Annotated in this window: 23 protein-coding genes and 2 pseudogenes; 15 read left to right on the top strand and 10 right to left on the bottom strand. The window is 43.6% G+C overall.

The annotated features are described in order from the left end of the window. Positions 1 to 145: 145 nt before the first annotated feature. Genes NQ541_RS00715 through NQ541_RS00735 form a run of 5 tightly spaced genes read right to left on the bottom strand, consistent with a single transcriptional unit; the run spans position 146 to position 2,545 of the window. On the bottom strand, positions 146 to 775 hold the full coding sequence (locus NQ541_RS00715) for a PrsW family glutamic-type intramembrane protease (protein WP_023921480.1): 630 nt from the start codon (positions 773 to 775) through the stop codon (positions 146 to 148). Then, positions 772 to 1,398, bottom strand: coding sequence for a hypothetical protein (locus tag NQ541_RS00720; RefSeq protein ID WP_023921482.1), 627 nt, complete (start codon positions 1,396 to 1,398; stop codon positions 772 to 774). Before NQ541_RS00720 ends, NQ541_RS00715 begins: the two co-directional genes overlap by 4 nt. After that, positions 1,385 to 1,747, bottom strand: a complete 363-nt coding sequence (locus tag NQ541_RS00725; RefSeq protein WP_005611385.1) for a DUF4179 domain-containing protein — start codon at positions 1,745 to 1,747, stop codon at positions 1,385 to 1,387. Before NQ541_RS00725 ends, NQ541_RS00720 begins: the two co-directional genes overlap by 14 nt. Further along, a complete protein-coding gene (locus tag NQ541_RS00730) occupies positions 1,734 to 2,282 on the bottom strand; it encodes an RNA polymerase sigma factor (RefSeq protein ID WP_023921484.1) in 549 nt (182 codons plus the stop codon). The genes NQ541_RS00725 and NQ541_RS00730 overlap by 14 nt, the downstream gene beginning before the upstream one ends. A gap of 53 nt (positions 2,283 to 2,335) precedes the next feature. Beyond that, positions 2,336 to 2,545 carry a helix-turn-helix domain-containing protein gene (locus tag NQ541_RS00735; protein ID WP_023921485.1) on the bottom strand — a complete coding sequence of 70 codons (210 nt, stop codon included), beginning with the start codon at positions 2,543 to 2,545 and terminating at the stop codon, positions 2,336 to 2,338. Between the two features lie 576 nt (positions 2,546 to 3,121). On the opposite strand from NQ541_RS00735, the gene vapB reads away from it, so the two are divergent. Continuing rightward, positions 3,122 to 3,352 (top strand): type II toxin-antitoxin system antitoxin VapB, encoded by a 231-nt coding sequence (gene vapB / locus NQ541_RS00740; RefSeq protein WP_005611383.1) that lies wholly within the window; start codon positions 3,122 to 3,124, stop codon positions 3,350 to 3,352. Further along, on the top strand, positions 3,349 to 3,750 hold the full coding sequence (gene vapC, locus NQ541_RS00745; RefSeq protein ID WP_005611381.1) for a type II toxin-antitoxin system tRNA(fMet)-specific endonuclease VapC: 402 nt from the start codon (positions 3,349 to 3,351) through the stop codon (positions 3,748 to 3,750). The genes vapB and vapC overlap by 4 nt, the downstream gene beginning before the upstream one ends. Positions 3,751 to 4,028: 278 nt before the next feature. Here the strand turns inward: vapC and NQ541_RS00750 are convergent, their stop codons facing one another. Next, the gene (locus NQ541_RS00750; protein ID WP_005611374.1) at positions 4,029 to 4,298 is read right to left on the bottom strand and encodes a macro domain-containing protein; all 270 of its coding nucleotides are present in this window, start codon (positions 4,296 to 4,298) and stop codon (positions 4,029 to 4,031) included. 27 nt (positions 4,299 to 4,325) lie between these two features. Continuing rightward, a complete protein-coding gene (locus tag NQ541_RS00755; protein ID WP_226979097.1) occupies positions 4,326 to 5,357 on the bottom strand; it encodes a WapI family immunity protein in 1,032 nt (343 codons plus the stop codon). Here NQ541_RS00755 and NQ541_RS00760 point away from each other — a divergent pair. Continuing rightward, a pseudogene (locus NQ541_RS00760) lies at positions 5,341 to 5,443 on the top strand (transposase); the annotation flags it as partial. The gene NQ541_RS00755 and the pseudogene NQ541_RS00760 overlap by 17 nt on opposite strands. A 245-nt stretch (positions 5,444 to 5,688) precedes the next feature. Here the strand turns inward: NQ541_RS00760 and NQ541_RS00765 are convergent. Both NQ541_RS00765 and NQ541_RS00770 read right to left on the bottom strand, forming a co-directional pair. Continuing rightward, positions 5,689 to 6,243, bottom strand: a complete 555-nt coding sequence (locus NQ541_RS00765; RefSeq protein WP_005611368.1) for a hypothetical protein — start codon at positions 6,241 to 6,243, stop codon at positions 5,689 to 5,691. Next, positions 6,233 to 6,532 (bottom strand): DNA cytosine methyltransferase, encoded by a 300-nt coding sequence (locus NQ541_RS00770; protein ID WP_147644452.1) that lies wholly within the window; start codon positions 6,530 to 6,532, stop codon positions 6,233 to 6,235. Before NQ541_RS00770 ends, NQ541_RS00765 begins: the two co-directional genes overlap by 11 nt. A 423-nt stretch (positions 6,533 to 6,955) precedes the next feature. Between NQ541_RS00770 and NQ541_RS00775 the strand changes: the two genes are divergently transcribed. From NQ541_RS00775 to NQ541_RS00825, 12 genes and pseudogenes are all read left to right on the top strand, one after another. After that, positions 6,956 to 7,186 (top strand): hypothetical protein, encoded by a 231-nt coding sequence (locus tag NQ541_RS00775; RefSeq protein WP_005611353.1) that lies wholly within the window; start codon positions 6,956 to 6,958, stop codon positions 7,184 to 7,186. 146 nt (positions 7,187 to 7,332) lie between these two features. After that, positions 7,333 to 8,796, top strand: a complete 1,464-nt coding sequence (locus tag NQ541_RS00780; RefSeq protein WP_465245076.1) for a phage minor capsid protein — start codon at positions 7,333 to 7,335, stop codon at positions 8,794 to 8,796. After that, complete coding sequence (locus NQ541_RS00785; RefSeq protein ID WP_005611350.1) at positions 8,793 to 9,053, top strand: hypothetical protein; 261 nt, start codon at positions 8,793 to 8,795, stop codon at positions 9,051 to 9,053. Before NQ541_RS00780 ends, NQ541_RS00785 begins: the two co-directional genes overlap by 4 nt. Before the next feature lie 288 nt (positions 9,054 to 9,341). Further along, a complete protein-coding gene (locus NQ541_RS12915; RefSeq protein ID WP_005611346.1) occupies positions 9,342 to 10,460 on the top strand; it encodes a phage minor capsid protein in 1,119 nt (372 codons plus the stop codon). Beyond that, positions 10,460 to 10,615, top strand: coding sequence for a hypothetical protein (locus NQ541_RS00795; protein WP_005611345.1), 156 nt, complete (start codon positions 10,460 to 10,462; stop codon positions 10,613 to 10,615). The genes NQ541_RS12915 and NQ541_RS00795 overlap by 1 nt, the downstream gene beginning before the upstream one ends. Before the next feature lie 56 nt (positions 10,616 to 10,671). Next, positions 10,672 to 10,962: a ribosomal-processing cysteine protease Prp gene (locus NQ541_RS00800; RefSeq protein WP_005611341.1), complete on the top strand. Its 291-nt coding sequence runs from the start codon at positions 10,672 to 10,674 to the stop codon at positions 10,960 to 10,962. A 74-nt stretch (positions 10,963 to 11,036) separates the two neighbouring features. Continuing rightward, positions 11,037 to 11,360, top strand: coding sequence for a hypothetical protein (locus NQ541_RS00805; RefSeq protein ID WP_005611340.1), 324 nt, complete (start codon positions 11,037 to 11,039; stop codon positions 11,358 to 11,360). Positions 11,361 to 11,364: 4 nt separating this feature from the next. Then, positions 11,365 to 11,779: pseudogene (locus NQ541_RS00810) on the top strand (virulence RhuM family protein); the annotation flags it as partial. 346 nt (positions 11,780 to 12,125) lie between these two features. Continuing rightward, positions 12,126 to 12,314: a hypothetical protein gene (locus NQ541_RS13325; RefSeq protein ID WP_005611338.1), complete on the top strand. Its 189-nt coding sequence runs from the start codon at positions 12,126 to 12,128 to the stop codon at positions 12,312 to 12,314. Positions 12,315 to 12,425: 111 nt separating this feature from the next. Beyond that, positions 12,426 to 13,427: a DNA cytosine methyltransferase gene (locus NQ541_RS00815; protein WP_005611337.1), complete on the top strand. Its 1,002-nt coding sequence runs from the start codon at positions 12,426 to 12,428 to the stop codon at positions 13,425 to 13,427. A 420-nt stretch (positions 13,428 to 13,847) separates the two neighbouring features. Further along, positions 13,848 to 15,173, top strand: a complete 1,326-nt coding sequence (locus NQ541_RS00820) for a sodium-dependent transporter (protein WP_005611334.1) — start codon at positions 13,848 to 13,850, stop codon at positions 15,171 to 15,173. A gap of 384 nt (positions 15,174 to 15,557) precedes the next feature. Beyond that, a complete protein-coding gene (locus NQ541_RS00825) occupies positions 15,558 to 16,058 on the top strand; it encodes an NUDIX hydrolase (RefSeq protein WP_005611332.1) in 501 nt (166 codons plus the stop codon). Positions 16,059 to 16,256: 198 nt separating this feature from the next. Here NQ541_RS00825 and NQ541_RS00830 read toward each other — a convergent pair whose 3' ends face one another. Further along, a complete protein-coding gene (locus tag NQ541_RS00830; RefSeq protein WP_005611329.1) occupies positions 16,257 to 17,132 on the bottom strand; it encodes a phosphoribosylaminoimidazolesuccinocarboxamide synthase in 876 nt (291 codons plus the stop codon). Between the last annotated feature and the right edge of the window lie 222 nt (positions 17,133 to 17,354).

A 17,354-nucleotide genomic window follows, 5' to 3' on the forward strand; every position in this document is an offset into this window, starting at 1 on the left:
CTTTCTGGATTCTTTGAAATGCGGCTTAAAAACCCCTTCACTTATATAGGTACAAAAAATCGAAAAAACTCTCACCCAAAACGCAAAATTTTTCAAAAAAATTTGAGAGCTGCCAGAAAGCAGCTCTCAAGGAGTGAATATTCGGTTATTTCCTCCGCGATAAGCGGAAAACGGACAATCTTCCCGCCGCCACCAGCAGCACCGGCAGGGCGTAGGCGATGTACTGTGCCGCACCGCCGTAGGCGATCAGCAGATTATAGATGGCGTGGAGGGTGATGGCCGCACCTAGCAGTCCGCAGGTGCCCGCGACCTTCAGCCACGTCCGCCGCCACGCATAGGCAAGCCCGCCGCCCACGATCAGGCCGCAGAGGACGTGCATGGCTCCCGTGCCGAAGCCCCGGAAGAAGATGAAGGAGAAACGGTCTGCACCGTTCTGGATCAGATAGCACACATTTTCAAAGGTGGCGAAGGCGAGGGCAACCGTGATGGCGGCAGCCTTGATTTTATCCCCCTCCGGCTCAAACACCAGCAGATAGAACACCAGCGGCAGCAGCTTCATCATTTCCTCCACCACCGGTGCGATCTCCGCCGTGGCAGCAAGGGCATCCGCCTGACACACCGCCGCGAGGAAGGTGTTAATATAGGCCGAAAGCAGACACACCCCCATCCCGGCAATGCAGAACAGGAAGAAGCGGAGCTGCCGTCTGCCCATGCACAGGGCGGCCACCAGCAGGGGAGATACCATGCAGAGGAAGATGTTTTCAATATAGGTCATGCTTCCACCGCCCTTCTCGTGGCGGGCAACAGCCCCAGAATCGCAAACGTCAGCAGCAGATCGCACCAGAAGGTTGGGCTGGCCGGTGAGGTATCCGGCCAAAAGCAGCCCGCCGTCCACAGCAGGTATTCTGCGTACACAAAACACAGCATGCCGATGTGAAACCACCGCATATTCCGCATCGCACCCGTCTGGGTGTCTGCATAAGAAAGCCCCCGTATGGCACAGTAGGATAGCTCAATCATCATGCCGCACCAGATCAGGTTGGAGAGAATGTCCCCGTAGGTACAGTAGAACGCCAGCAGCGGCACGCCGAACGCAGGTGCAAGCCACGCCCTGCGGCAACGGAAGGTGCGTTCCTCCGGAGTGGAGAGCGTGGCCTGCAAAATGTGCAGGAAAATTACGCTGGCCACCCAGCCGAACTCCGACACATAAAAGACCCGCGGCGTGGTATCGAACAGCAGCAGGTACAGTGTCCAGTAGAGCACACCGAGGGCAAAGCAGCCATAGAAGCACAGCAGCAGAAAATACGCCTGCCTGCGGCTTTTCCGGTAGGAGATACCCGAAAGCAGCACGCCCACGAACGTGACCAGCAGTTGTAGCAGGTTCTCAATCAGCTCCATGTGCATCCTCGCTTTCCTTGTCCTGCCCGTCCTCACGGCTCATCTGCCGCAGCCGGAAGCACAGAACGGTCACGCACACGCCAAGAAGAAAGGCCAGCAGCCCGATAACAATGTATCCCAAAGCCGCACCGCCGCCGTACATACTGGCCGCCGTTTCAAAGCCCGCATAGTTGCCTGCCTGGATGCTTGCGGCAATGCCGGGCATGGCGAAAGACGCACCAATGAGCAGCACAAGGCACGCAGCCACAGCGGAAGCCATGGTGACCATATTGTGCCGCAGCCGTTTCTCCTGTTCAATTTTAGCGATGCGCCGCTTGGTCTCCGTGACCCGTTCCTCATGACTCCGCATTTGTGATCCCCTCCCGTTCCAGCAGCCTTCGCAGGCTTTCCTTTCCGCGATACACCATGTTGGTGATCTGCTTCACCGTTTTTCCCGTGACTTCCGCCGCCTGCGCGTAGCTCATATCCTCGAAATACGTCAGATATAGAACCTCACGGTAGTCCGGGTTCATTTCGCCCATGCAGAAGTGCAGGACGCGGTTTCGTTCCTCAGTCTGTATAACCTCCTCCGCCAGCAGCCGTCCCTCCGGCTCGTCGGTCAGTGCATCGAGGCTGAACAGGGGCTTCCGCCTGCTCTTATGGCGCAGTGCCATGTGCCGTGCCGCCTTATACAGATACGCCTTGAGGCCGCCGTCCCGGATGCGGGGCTTTTTCGTGAACAGATAGGCGAAAACGTCCAGCATCAGCTCTTCGGACTCGTGAACGTCGTGCAGATAGCCGTCGATATACAGGGTCAGGGGGTCACCGTATTTTTTCATCAGGGCCTCCAGCCCCGCATCGTCGCCGCTCAGATATTGGCGGTATAGGGTTTCATCGCAGGCCATCGCACTCACTTCCTTTTTGCAGATGCTTCCAATTCCAATGCGGAGGAGATCCGTCAGGTGCTTGTCCTGCCGGGATCGCGGTGCTGTTCCTGAAAGCGCGGGTCGGACGGCTTTTCCGCATTTTCCGGGATCGCCCATGAACGCCCGAACCGGGACGCACCGGGGATCCGCCCCTCGGCGCAATACTGATTGACCCGCCGCTCCGATACGCCCCAACGGTAGGACGCCTCCCGAATGGAGATATAGCCTTTGATCCCGTTCATACCGCACCTCCGCATGGATAATACTCAATACAATACATTGTATACGAATATCCGAATAAAAGCAAGCCCACACGGCTGTTTTCGCGGCAGGAAGAAAAAGCAACGGTCGATTTGCTTTCAAGCCGCTTGGACGGTTCATTGCTTCGTCCCCGTTTCACAATTTCTCTTTTTGGCGAGGCAGATAGGAGCATTTCCGTTCCCCCTTCGCCTTTCGTATGACAAGGTTCCATGCGGCTTTTAGATAGATATGTAAAATCGCATCTTGATACAATGCCTGCCGCATGGGAGTGTAGAAAAGTGGCTAAAATAAAGGCTTTCAGTAGATTTTGATGTTCTGCCGAAAGCCTTCTTTTTTATTATAGGACATGGAAAATATTACAGGCAAATCCGGAAGTTTATGACGAGAATGAAAAATTTTTTGAAATAATAGAGTATCATAATTAATTATGATACCGTGGGATGATTTTAGGTGCTAGTAATAGCACCTAAAAAAACTCCTAAAAAAGAAGAAAAAATTGACTAAGATATATATCGTGGTATATACTGACATTAAGAAAAAGAAAGGGGTGACGTATCATGATGACAGCAAAAGTTTTTGAAAATGGAAGAAGTCAGGCAGTAAGGCTTCCAAAAGAATGCAGATTTGCCACTGATGAGGTAGTTGTAAATAGAATTGGTGACATTGTGTTACTTATGCCAAATACAAACCGTTGGAGTTCTTTTCTCCAAGCGGTAGATCTGTTCTCTGATGATTTTATGGAGACAGGAAGAAATCAGGGAATGGAACAGGAAAGGGAAGAACTATGAGATATATGTTGGATACGAATATCTGTATCTATGCGATTAAGAAAAAGCCGGAGGAAGTGTTCAGGCGATTACAACAACATGATCCATCAGAAGTATGTATTTCAGCAGTCACCTATGCAGAATTAATGCATGGCGTGGAAAAAAGTAAAGCGGTGGAAAAGAATCGCCTTGCCCTCACGTTATTACTGGCCAACATTGAGATTCTGGATTTTGACAGTTTGGCTGCGGAAAGTTATGGAAAGATCCGGGCTGATTTAGAAAAAGCAGGAACACCAATCGGTCCATTGGACATGATGATTGCCGGTCATGCACAGTCATTAGGATATACGGTTGTTACAAATAATACAAAAGAATTTGATCGGGTAAAATCATTGAAAGTTGAAAATTGGGCAAATTAGTTGGAAGGGATGATTCTTCGGAATCGTCCCTTTTTTCACATGGTATCAAAATTAATTTTGATACCATGTGAAAAGGAGATCAGAACAAAAATTTTCTTTCAAAGGGAAATCTTCCTTTTTCGTGTACCATTCCCACCCTTTTCCGATCCATTCCGAATCTCCTTTTCCCTGCCCGTCTCAGGGAGAAAAAAGAGGAAAGTCCGCAGGCTTTTCTGAATTAAAGAAACCGCTCTAACCCGCCTTAGCAAAGCGGAGATTTTTTCTTCAAAACAGTTCTTTTATACTACCGTTCCTGTTATGCAAATATAAACAGGACCGGCAGCGTGAATCACAAATTTCGCAGGCAGCTTAAAACCGGGAGTGATGACTGCATCTCCCGTTTTGATAGGTGATTTCTTGTCGCAAGCCTCTTGAAGTTCCTTTGCACCTGCGGCATTAAAGATTGCTCCGCAGACTCCGCCTCCCATCAATAGTTCTGTGTTTGCTGCATTAACGATTGCGTCAACTTTCATTTTTGTTATGTCCTGACGGACAATTGTAAATGGCATACGTTATGCCTCCTTCAAATCACCATTCTATCCATAAATATATCCTTCAGCAATAGCCTTCTTAACGGTATCATCATCTTTGCTGACAGCTTTGGTTACAAGATTCAGATAGCACAACAGCTTCTCCAAATCATCTCTATCGAATTCCATCAGAAGGCGATTGGATGATAAGCATCCCTCTCGATCCCAGAATGTGACGGAGAAATCCATATGCACATCAAGAATCTCGTGACCGGGTGCGACATAGGTGAACCTGGGATTGTTTCGAAGGTCTTCCTTGGGATATAGGTGAAATTCAAAATCAGGCTCAACGCATTCCTTGTGTTCGTAATTCTCCAATCCGTCCTTCAAGAGTGCATCTATCGAATCCCGTAGTTCCTCGACCTCAAGAGCAAGCAAAGTCTCGTCCGAGTTGATGTGGTAATCCAGCCATTTTCGTGATTGAAGAGTCAGGTCTACATCGCACCATTCGTCATCCCAGTTTTCCTGTGTTGATTTTTTATATTCTGATATACGGAAATGAAAATCTATGCCGCCAATATCAAGTTTTAACCACATAATTGCTACAGTCCTTTCTTGCTTTAATCCGTGTTTGGTAACGCTTATATCCTCCCGAGGCGTCACATTCTTTTCATATGTTGAGCCTTGGTTCATCCGCAGTCGTAAGTCATCCGTTCCTTCGGATTCCGGGTAGAGATAGTAACCTGCCTTTGCATCGAAGCGGAACATATATGCCAGCCGCTGCAATGCAAGGTATTCTCTGAAATAAGCATGACGGACAGCGTTCTTCTTATTCTGCTCAATGACCTTCTGACGGTCGTATGACTTTCCGAAGAATGTGGTAACGTCCTTTATCTTATCGAACTTCTGCCCAGACTCCAGCATCTTCCTGACCTCGTCGAGACTAAGGGTGAGCTTATTTACTGTAGCGTTTCCGGGGATGGAGATGTTGATATGCTTATCATCCACGCTGGTGACAGTGAACTCGTTGCCGTTGATTGTTTTGAATGTATCGACGCCCAGCTCGATGTTAGAGAAAAACTCCGTCATGCTTCGCATGTATCTTATGCAGATTTGGTTCAATCTGTCTGATGAAGGAATCGAGGATTCCATTTATGACAGTTATGCTATGCGTACTTTTATGCACATAGATTTTAATGAACAACAATAGTGGAACGATTGTGGATGCGAGCCTGATTGCTGCACCAAAGTCTACAAAGAACAAAATTCTGAAACCTCAAAATTGATTCGTAAAGACGATCATGTTGTATATGGTAATTCTGGATATTTAGGTGCACCCGAGCGTCCCGAAATCATAAACGATGAAACTTTATCACAGGTTGAATTTCGAATCAACAAGCCGCACGAGAATATTCAAAGTACCTCGCTTTCATTTTTTATATGTAGATAAGTCATTTAATGACTTAATAGGAACTAATTGCTCAAATCCATAAAAACCGGTTTTCGTTCCTCTTGCTCGTAAATTAGGGTCAAGAATCAAATCGTCATCTTGATAGTTGTTTAAGACATTACTTGTAGCCAAGCCACATACAAATATTAAATTGTTATATTTTGTGCTTTTAATACAAATTATTTGTGGATATGAATTGTCCTTAAAGATAATCGGAAACTTGTCTCGTTCGACTGTTTTTATTCCAACTCGATAGCCGGGAATATCTGGAATATGATAAAGACCAGAATAACCTATAGTCCAATCAATAATGGGTATTCCGAATAGTTTCTCAAGTGCAGCCTCTCCTAAAAAGCCAGTTGTAAATCTTTTGACTTCCTTGTTAGAGTCTATCTTGTGATGATCTTCCTTGGACTTAGCCTCAACCAATTCAGTAACAAAGTTTTGGATTCGAGAAACGTATCCGGGGTCAAGCACAACTCTTACAAAAGAATCTGAATATTTAGTAACACATTCATCATAATTACGTTTCATTATTCACCTCCAGGAATCCAATAATGGATTGTCCAAGTAGTTTGATTACATTTACTGTCATTGCGTTTCCTGCCTGCATCAGAAGATGTCTATCAGAAACCTCGTCCTTAACTCTGTCGGCATATTCTTTAGGAAAGCCTTGAAGAAGTAAAGTTTCGTACCCAGTCAGCTGGTATATGGTGTGGTTTTTAACATACAATACACCGTCTCGTTGTGCTCTTAATGTAGGACAACGCCCTTCATAAATGCGAAGATCATTCATACGTGTGTCTATTATTTTTCCTTCCATATCTCTAATATCTTTCACGGAATACTTACCGTTATTTGTTGGATTCTTTAAGTAATGTGAAAGGATTTCTAGTCTTTCTAGAGTTGCTACATTATTATCGAATTAAAGGAACTGATAACCGAAGGGCCGGTAAACGGAATATAGGTTGTCCCGTAATCCTGGCAAGTTTTGAATTGCGTAGTGCATTTTCCAAAAGTTGTACCTTGTGCAGAATCAAAACAATCACCAGTAACCACTTCGACTAACCCCATCATTACATCGGTGTCTTTTAATCCATCAGATCCACCCTTTAATTTATCTCTAGTTTTTGTTCGTGTTTTTCTTGCTTGAAGAATCAATGAAAATAATATTCCTCCGCAAAGATATGGCATCATTGTTGGGGGCTTTTGACCCTGGCATCTTCAAAATATTATATCACAAAATATGAAGAAATCTACACTCTGCGATTTGAACTATGCGAATGCGAAGAAATACTCGTATAAGGCATACACCGGAACAGTTGCATACATTCCGTATTTGTATGATACGGAAGTGAACGAGGACGGCTCCGTACTATCAGGGAAGATTGGAATTGAATATGTGGATGCACCCAATATTTTCCCAGTGACCTGGAAGAACGGAGAAGTTTCAGAGTGTATTTTTGCTTTTGGTTGAGCAGGCTCGTCAGAATCTTCCCGAGCAAAATCAGGTGATGGAGTGATATGAGAAATGAATATAAGGAAAAGATCACCAGCACGGCAGACTGGCAGATTAACCGGTTAAAAATACCGGGGTATTCTTCGGAGGACATTGAAAATGCATTGAAAGACACTCTGAATGCTTCTTACCTGGAAATGTTTGAACTGTACGACAAAGTGATCGACTGGGAATATGTCAGAAACAAGGACATCTATGAACAGATCAATGCGGAATACATCCCTTTTGAAGAAAATAAACATCTGATACAGGTGACATCAGCTATCAAAAAGCAAAGCCTTGAGGACTTGGAAAATATTACAAGATCTCTAGGCTTTTATTTGGATTACGGCGGCAGAAAGGTATTAACTCCATTGTCACAGGTATACAGTAGGTATCTCGATAATGCCTGCATGGACATTGTCACAGTGTGGAGTCAACAGCAATTGTATGATGTCTGTGGACTCGGTACAGTAACCGGACTATGTGGAGCAAACTGCTACCATACTTATTTCCCTTTTGTTCCCGGTGTATCAGTACGAACTTATACGGATGACTGGCTAGACGAACAGAATCGGAAAGAAAGCGAGCCGACCGAGTTCCGTGGTAAAGAATACACTCTTTACGAAGCAAAACAACGGCAGAGGCAGATGGAAACAGCCATGCGGGCACAGCGTGAAAAGGTGCAGCTATTGCAAAAAGGCGGTGCTGATCCACAGGAAGTAATGCTCCAAAAAGCACAGTACCAAGGACAGCTTAATGAATATGCGGTATTCTCTCGGAAGATGGGACTCAAGGAAGAACGGGAGAGAATCTATATTGATGGACGGGGAAGAGTAGCACCGAGTAAGGATACACTGAGAACTGCACAAAAAATAATGAACACTGACTATTTATTTGAGAGAGGTAAAATTGCAAATATAATGGGAGTGAATAAAAACGCTATTGATTTTGGAAAAATGGATGAAAAATCAAAAAAATCTGTATATAATGGTATTAAGAAAGTATTTGCTCAATTCCCGGAATTAAGGGGGTATACAAACAAGGTATTGTATGATCCGGATATAAAGGGCTATGCAATGAGTAAGTCCATGCAAGGCGTTTTGAAAATTGGCAGTAAATTCAGTAATTATAAGGAGTTAAAAAGGCGGTACGATAGAGATGTGAGAATGCAATTTCATCCAGCGGGGACTAATGCAGATGCTATTATTATTCATGAAATGGGACATCAATTAGATGGCTATCTTACGCAAAGGGGAGTTTGGGGAGGGAATGTAAGTCTATACGGAACGACCCGAACAAGTGTAGCCGTAAAGAGAGAAGTATTACAGCAATTAGGATATTTTGATTACATCCGTGCAGAACGTGCAGAATGGACACGGATGGGATATAAAGGGAGAGAACTTAATGAAGCATTAGAGTTTTCTAAAAAAGAATTTATTACTAAACATATATCAGAATATGCGAATAAGAATGAAAGAGAGTTTTTTGCAGAATGCTTTGCGGAATATCTGATGAGTGCAAGACCAAGAGAAGCAGCTAAAATCTTCGGAGAGGTCTTGGAGAAAATCATGGAGGGATTGCGATGACAATGTTTGATGTGGATACAGTAAACGTAGAAAAAAAGCTTCAGGAGATAGAGGATAATGATCTATATAACTTTATGAAAAAACAGGGATACTCAGAAGAACAGATAAAAAGTGCAATCAGAAATACGCATTTACTTGATGCAATAAATCGTCTGAAAGAAATTTTATGTGAGCCGGAAGAAATTGTATCTATTTTGCAAAAGGATGGTTGGAAAAAAGAAGAGATAGAAACAGCCATTAAAAGTCAGGCAAGTTAGTTGCCACCAGTCGTAATGACCGGTGGTATTTTTATGGAGAAAAATAGGATGAAGTTGTATTTTGAATGGAGAACAGCGGTTGAAATGGCGGTTGTTCTATATGGGATTCTGATAGTAATTATAACGTGGCTCAAGGTTTTCGAAGAAAATGGGACTCAAGTAGGAACGTGAGAGAATTTATCTGGATATGAAAGGCAGAGTTGCTACAAATACGAAAAAGCAAAATGCTAAGTACACATCCGAAATGATTATGCAAATCGAATCGAGGTCGCAGCAAGACGGGCTGTCATGACCGGACTGACGCAGCTTTCTGGGAAGATTGCGGAATATAATGCTGAAAAGCTCGGTACGGAATATTTTGAAGTGGAATGGCACGCAGGGGCGAGACCAACGCATACGATATGGCAGGGCAGAGTGTGGAGTCAACAGCAATTGTATGATGTCTGTGGACTCGGTACAGTAATCGGACTATGTGGAGCAAACTGCTACCATACTTATTTCCCTTTTGTTCCCGGCGTATCGGTACGAACTTATACGGATGACTGGCTAGACGAACAGAATTGGAAAGAAAGCGAGCCGACCGAGTTCCGTGGTAAAGAATATACACTGTATGAAGCAAAGCAAAGACAGAGGCAGATGGAAACAGCCATGAGGGCACAGCGTGAAAAGGTGCAGATGCTTCAGGACGGTGATGCTGATCCGGATGATGTGATGCTGGCAAAGTGCAAGTACCAGGGGCAGCTTGACGAGTACGCACGGTTCTCCAAACAGATGGGACTGAAGCAGGAGCGTGAGAGGATTTATATCGATGGCCGTTGGAGAGTCGCACCAGGAAGAATCGACAAGAAGCTTAATGTGGTGAATACCATGAAAATATCAGTTCCGAGAGATGCATATAAAATTAAAGGAATGACTTCTGAAGCTAAGCACGAAATAGAGGCAGCAATCAATAATTTGAAAAAAGAGTATGATATTAGGTTGGATTTAATTGAAGTTGCAAAGATGGAAGTAGGAGATATATTTGGTGCAGCACCATATTTGGACGATAGAGGAAAGCTGAGATTTGCACTTGTAATCAATGAAGATATTGATTACAATGTAGTGAAGAAGAAAATTCAGCGAAGATATGATAAAGGGCGCTTTGCAGGAAAAAGTATTGAAGATTATATCGCTCACGAAATGGCGCACATTATGACATATCAAGATTGTAAAAATGAAGCAGAATTTCGCACTAGACAACGAATTGTTGAAAGACAGTTCATGCAGGGAATTTCCCAATATGCTGACAAAACCGGAAAAGGCGAAGAATCTCTTGCAGAAGCGTTTGTTCGCTATAGAAACAAAGAAAAGATTCCAATTAGAGCTGAATTATTGATAAGAAGCTACATAGAAAGGTGGAAAAAATAATGTTAACATTGCCAAAATGCGAATTATGTGCTAGATACAAGGATGATGGTAAGCATGAAACATGCGAGGCATTTCCAGATGGAATACCAGAGGATGTGTTGTGGGAGCCAGTTGAAAAAGAATGTAATAATGGAATGAAATTTATAAAAGAATAGATACCACCCATTCTTCGGAGTGAGTGGTATTTTTGCACTCATTTTTAGGAGGTATTATGATAACGATCAAAATAACAGATCGTAGTATCCGTATGAATGGTCATGCCTGTAGGAAGAGTCCAGATGGGATTGACCGGGTATGCACAGCAGTATCAGCACTGACCTGCAACCTAATCAATTCCCTGGAAGATCTGACAGGTGACAGAATCCGGGTGGAAACAGCCAGCGGAATGACGGTGATCGAATGGGAAGATCTGTCAGACGGCGGGAAGCTTCTGATTGATTCATGGTTCCTGGGATTGCAGTGCTTAGCCAGGAATACAATTGCATACAGTTTGAGTAAATGAGCATCCAGTGAGGATGCTTTTTATTAATGCCGTTTTAATAAGAGGAAAAGAAGTATAGGACATTCCGCAGGAACATGGACGAAAAAGAAAGGAGAACACTATTGACAGATAATTGGAATGGCTTTGCCAATTTACTTGCAAATTTAGTAGAGAAATATGCGGCGGTTCTGGATATTGATAATCTTCCGGAGCCGTTGTCTTGTTTGGAGGAAGAAAACACATCTGAAGAACCCAGTGACACTATTGAATTAACTGGAAAACAACAATATAATAGTCGTGGAATAAGTGTCCAAACTCTATGCGAGAGCTGCTATTCTTTACGCATAGAGCTACATAGAAAAAGAGTGCAACGCCCCGTTGCACAATTAGGAATGAGGTATTCCGGTGAACAATTATGATGATATGAATCAAAAATCCAATATGATTATTTACACAACAGAAGACGGATTGACAAAAATTGAAACCACATTTGATGAAGATACCGTCTGGTTATCCATTGATCAGATGGCGGAGTTGTTCCAAAGAGATAAATCTACTATTTCAAGACATATAAAAAACGTATTTTCCGAAGGGGAGTTGCAGCGAGAGTCAGTTGTTGCAAATTTTGCAACAACTGCGGCAGATGGAAAAACCTATCAGGTTGACTACTATAATCTTGATGTTATCATTTCTGTTGGCTATCGTGTAAAATCCAGGCGTGGCACACAGTTCAGAATATGGGCAACAAATATTCTCAAAGAATATATGAAAAAAGGCTTTGCCATGGACGATGAACGATTGAAAAATCTGGGTGGCGGTGGATACTTCAAGGAATTATTTCTCACAAACAGGCGGTGGATAAAGCCACAGATGAATATCGAAAATATAAGGCTAAAACGCTCAGTGATGTGGAACGGGATTATCTGAATTCGATAAAGCTGCTGGAACAGAAAACTGACGGAAAAAAGTAACAGATGGTGAAAGCTGAATTGTGCCACAAGTTGTGGCACAAATGAGGATGGCGATATGAAAGAAAATACAAAAGTGGCTCTTCCCAATTTACAATTCCATATCATGTGACTTTTTCTTAGTCCGAGCAGGCTGATTTCGTTGCATCTCTCGTTTCCTCTGATATATATCCTCTAAGAGATAGTGAAATACCTATTGTCTTAGAGGATTTTTTATTGAAGAATTTTAATATTCAAGAGTTTTTTTTCCTTTTAAGTGATGCCTGCGGATTGCTCCGTGCTACGCACTTCCACAATCCTACCCAATATTCGCATATCGTGGGATTATCATCTCACTTTTATGCTCATATCGGGGCGGGTCCTAAGGTCTTTCACCCACCTATGAGCAAGCTCATGTGGGCTTAGACCTTTCGACCCTGGCATCATAAGAATAAACGGAACCGGAAACTTTTGGAATATTGAAAGTTATAGTGCTGTGCGTTATAATCGAGAGAAAGTAGATGGGGAGTTATTTAAATGATCACGATAGAAAAAAAATCATTGGCAGGGTATTCGTTCATTGATTTATTTGCAGGACTGGGCGGATTCAGAATTGCACTGGAGTCGCTGGGGGCGAAGTGTGTGTATTCAAATGAATGGAATGTTCCGGTGCAAAAAGTTTATGCAGATAATTTTGGCGATATTCCGGAAGGCGATATTACGCAGGTAGATGAGAATACAATACCGGATCATGATATCCTCTGTGCCGGATTCCCATGCCAGGCGTTTTCGATCAGCGGGAAGCAGCGGGGGTTTGAGGACAGCAGGGGTACGTTATTTTTTGATGTTGCGAGAATTGTAAAAGCAAAGAAACCGAAAGTCGTCTTTATGGAGAATGTAAAAAATTTTGCTACTCATGATCATGGAAAGACCTTAGAGGTTGTCAAAAGAACGATGGAAACGCTCGGATATACATTTTATCAGAAAGTGCTGAATGCTGTTGACTATGGCATACCTCAAAAGAGAGAAAGAATTTATATGGTTTGTTTCAGGAATGATCTGGGGATTACGGGATTCAGCTATCCAAAACCGTTTAAACTGACCCGGCATGTGGAAAATTTTCTTCTTGATGATGAAGAAATGGTCAAAGATCTGTATGTGGAAAGACCTGATACTTATTTCAATGGGATTGAGGACGATCAATACAGTAATAAGTCGATCCGACTGGGCATTGTTAATAAAGGTGGACAGGGAGAAAGAATTTACAGCACAAAGGGAATTGCGATCACGCTCTCTGCATCCGGTGGCGGCGTTTTTGCCAAGACGGGTGGATATTTGATCAATGGAAAGACGAGAAAACTTCATCCCCGTGAATGTGCCAGAATTATGGGATATCCCGACACGTATAAGATTTCTGACAGTAAAAGTCAAGCATATAAGCAGTTTGGCAATTCAGTAGTTATTGATGTTTTGCAGCTTATTGGTGAGGAAATAGGGGCAGTGTTAGAAAGATCAGTATTAGAGAGGTCAGGATTATAGAACTGGTCATAAAATAGCAGTCACCGGAGACGGGGCTGTTATTTTGCTATATATAAATTGTCTCTATTGCAACAGTTATAATAAATCGGATTCAAATTCCTGCAGGTCACCCATATCCTGATAGTGTCCTATGATCCAGTCGGAAAATATCGGTGATTCAATGTCAAGTGCTTCTCCTGGTTTCATTTCATCTTTCCTTTCTGGGTGATGTTTCTTATGTGACACTTCCTATGTGACACTTCCTATGTGGCGTTTCTATGTGACGAGGGGAACTTCCCCTTTTAACATGTTCAGATCTCTGTTATTATTATGATGTTGGGGGAAGGTCTTTCACTCACTTATGAGCAAACCCACGTGGTTTCAGACCTTTTGACCCTGGCACCATTATACTAATGAGCGGAGAGATAGAGGAGAAAATTTATGAAAAAGCAAAGAGAGTCGTTCAAGAGCCAGTGGGGCTTTATTTTAGCGTGCATTGGCTCATCTGTCGGTATGGGGAATATCTGGATGTTCTCGACAAGAGTTTCATCCTATGGAGGAGGATCATTTTTGATCCCTTATTTTATCTTTGTGGCACTGGTCGGATTTACCGGGGTGATCGGAGAGATGAGTTTCGGGCGTGCAACAAGATCCGGCCCGGTAGATGCGTTTGGAATCGCATGTGAGCGGAAAGGAAAAAGAAAGTACGGGGAAGCGTTGGGGATGATCCCGGTACTTGGGGCAATAGCGATGGCAATCGGTTATACGGTTGTAATGGGATGGATCCTGAAGTATGCAGTGGGAACGTTTACAGGAAAGACACTTGCACCGAAGGGTGTGGAGGAATTTAGCGGAGCATTTGGAAGTATGGCATCCGCATTTGGAAATAATGGCTGGCAGATTGCCGCATTGATCTTATGTATGGGGATTCTGATGTTGGGAGTTGTCAGTGGAATCGAGAAAGCAAATAAGTTTATGATGCCGTTATTTTTCGGGCTGTTCGTGATCCTTGCAGTTTATGTAGCATTCCAGCCTGGAGCAGCAGAGGGATATAAATATATTTTCAGAATCGATCCAAAGGCACTGGCAGATCCGGTAACATGGATCTTTGCGTTAGGACAGGCCTTCTTTTCACTGTCTGTTGCGGGAAATGGAACACTGATTTATGGATCTTATTTGTCGGATGAGGAAAATATTCCTGCGGCAGCAGCAAGAGTCGCTTTCTTCGATACACTTGCTGCTATACTTGCAGCACTGGTTATCATTCCGGCAATGGCAACCACAGGGGCAAAGTTAGATCAGGGAGGACCGGGACTTTTATTTATTTTCCTTCCGCATCTGATTCAGTCGATGCCGGGAGGGCCGGTGATCGCAATGATCTTTTTCGTGGCAGTCCTGCTGGCGGGTCTGACTTCGCTGATCAATTTATATGAAGCACCGATTGCAACTGTACAGGAGAAGCTGCATCTTGGAAGAGTCCAGGCGTGTGCAGTGATCGCGGTCATCGGAGCGGTGATTTCGGTTGTGATCCAGGGAATTGTATCCGACTGGATGGATGTGCTGTCGATTTATATTTGTCCGCTTGGAGCAGGGCTTGCCGGGATTATGTTCTTTTGGTTATGCGGAAAAGATTATGTGGAAGAGCAGATCAATAAAGGAAGGGAAAAGCCATTTACGAAATGGTTTGTACCGGTTTGCAAATACCTGTATATTCCAGTCTGCTTTTTAGTGCTGATTCTGGGAATCGCACTGGGCGGAATCGGGTGATGCAGTTTACATTTATTAAAAGTATAAAAATAGATACATGTGTAAAAGCGAGATTCAGAAGGTAGACACAAAGAGAAAATTTGTATATAATAAATCAGTTAATAGGTATAAAAGAACATACGTGATTTTTCTTGATTTGGCTTCCAACTTCATATAGAACTTGGGAGCTTTTATACTGTAAAGAGAATCCGTTGGCATCATTGTCGGGGACTTTTGACCCCAACATCAGAATATATTCAGAATGAGTGCGGAAGGAAATGAGCAGATGATTACGGCACTATAAAGCAGGAAAGACTGCAGGATGGAAGGCAAGAATGAGAGCCCGTTATATGAATGACAGGATAAGAACTCCATTAAAAAAGAAGAGAAAAAGGGAGAAGAACAATGGAATTATGGGACATTTATGATGCAAAGAAGAAACCGACCGGACGGACAATGAAGAGAAATGACTGGTGTCTGAAAGATGGAGAATATCATTTGACGGTACTGGGAGTCATTACAAGACCGGATGGAAAATATCTCATCACAAAGAGAGTTATGACAAAGGCATGGGCAGCAGGCTGGTGGGAAGTATCCGGTGGTGCGGCACAGGCAGGAGAGTCTTCTTATGAGGCAGTTTTAAGAGAGGTCAGGGAAGAGACAGGACTGGATGTGAGTGGAGCAGAAGGGGGTTATGTCTTTACCTATAAGCGGGAAAATCCGGGAGAGGGCGATAACTATTTTGTGGATGTTTACCGGTTTACCATGAATATAAAGGAAGAGGATCTGCATTTGCAGACAGAAGAAACGGACGGATATATGTTCGCTTCAAAAGAACAGATTGAAGCTTTTGCGAAAGAGGGAATATTCCTTCATTATGACAGCATAAAGCAGGTGTTTAAATGATGCCAGGGTCAAAAGGTCTAAGCCCACATGAGCTTGCTCATAGGTGGGTGAAAGACCTTAGAACCCTGGCATCTTTAAGTTAAGTATACCATATCTGTTCCGGCTCTTTCTGCACAATTTTAAGAAAAAGAGAAGGAATTTGTGGATAACTTCCTCAAATTCCTTCTCTGATGTTGAAAAGTTTTTAAAAGACAGAAATTATTTGTCTAATGGCTTGCCTGTCAGCATCTCATAAGCCTGAAGATACTTGTCGATCGTCTTGTCAACAATCTCCTGAGGCAGTGTCCAGTCATTGCCCGGATTTGCCTTGAGCCAGTCGCGGGCAAACTGCTTGTCAAAGGATGGCTGACCATGTCCCGGTTCATATCCTTCTGCAGGCCAGAAACGGGAGCTGTCAGGAGTGAGCATTTCGTCACCGATCACCAGATCACCATTTTCATCCAGGCCGAACTCAAATTTAGTATCGGCAATGATGATTCCTTTGCTCAGTGCGTATTCAGCACATTTTTTATAAAGGGCAATCGTATTGTCACGAAGCTTTTCAGCGTATTCGCGTCCCTTGCCCGGAAAATATTTCTCAAGGTGATCTACGCTCTGCTCAAAGGAAATATTCTCATCATGGTCACCAATCTCTGCTTTTGTGGATGGTGTGTAGATTGGTTCAGGGAGTTTATCAGATTCTCTGAGTCCCTCCGGCAGTGTGATGCCGCATACGGTACCATTCTCCTGATAACTTGCCCAGCCGCTTCCGGTGATATAACCACGTACGATACACTCGATCGGGAGCATATTGAGCTTGCGGCACATCATGGACTTGCCTTCATATTTCTCCTGCTGGAAAAACTCCGGCATATCCTTTGTATCAACAGAGATCATGTGGTTTGGAAGGATATCTTCTGTCAGATCGAACCAGAATTTGGACATCTGGGTCAGAACAGTTCCTTTCTTTGTAACTTCATTGTTCAGGATGACATCGAAGCAACTGATACGGTCAGTTGCAACCATGATCAGACTGTCCCCATTGTCATAGATCTCTCGTACTTTACCTTCTTTGATTGGTTTTAATTCCTGCATTTTCTCACCTCATCATACGTTTGTCATAAACTTCAAAGTAACCGTATCACCAGCCAATGCAGTCTGTCAAGATAGATTTGGGGATGCATATATAACGAAAATGAATAGGTGGTTATAAGTGCGGTTTTTCCTGTTAAAATTGGGCATAAATAGGGAGTGAGATGCTGCCGGTTCGGCAAATGTGGATAATGGATTTCAAAAAGAAGCTGTGCTATACTGAAC

The sequence above is a fragment of the [Ruminococcus] lactaris ATCC 29176 genome, assembly GCF_025152405.1.
Lineage (GTDB): Bacteria > Bacillota > Clostridia > Lachnospirales > Lachnospiraceae > Mediterraneibacter > Mediterraneibacter lactaris.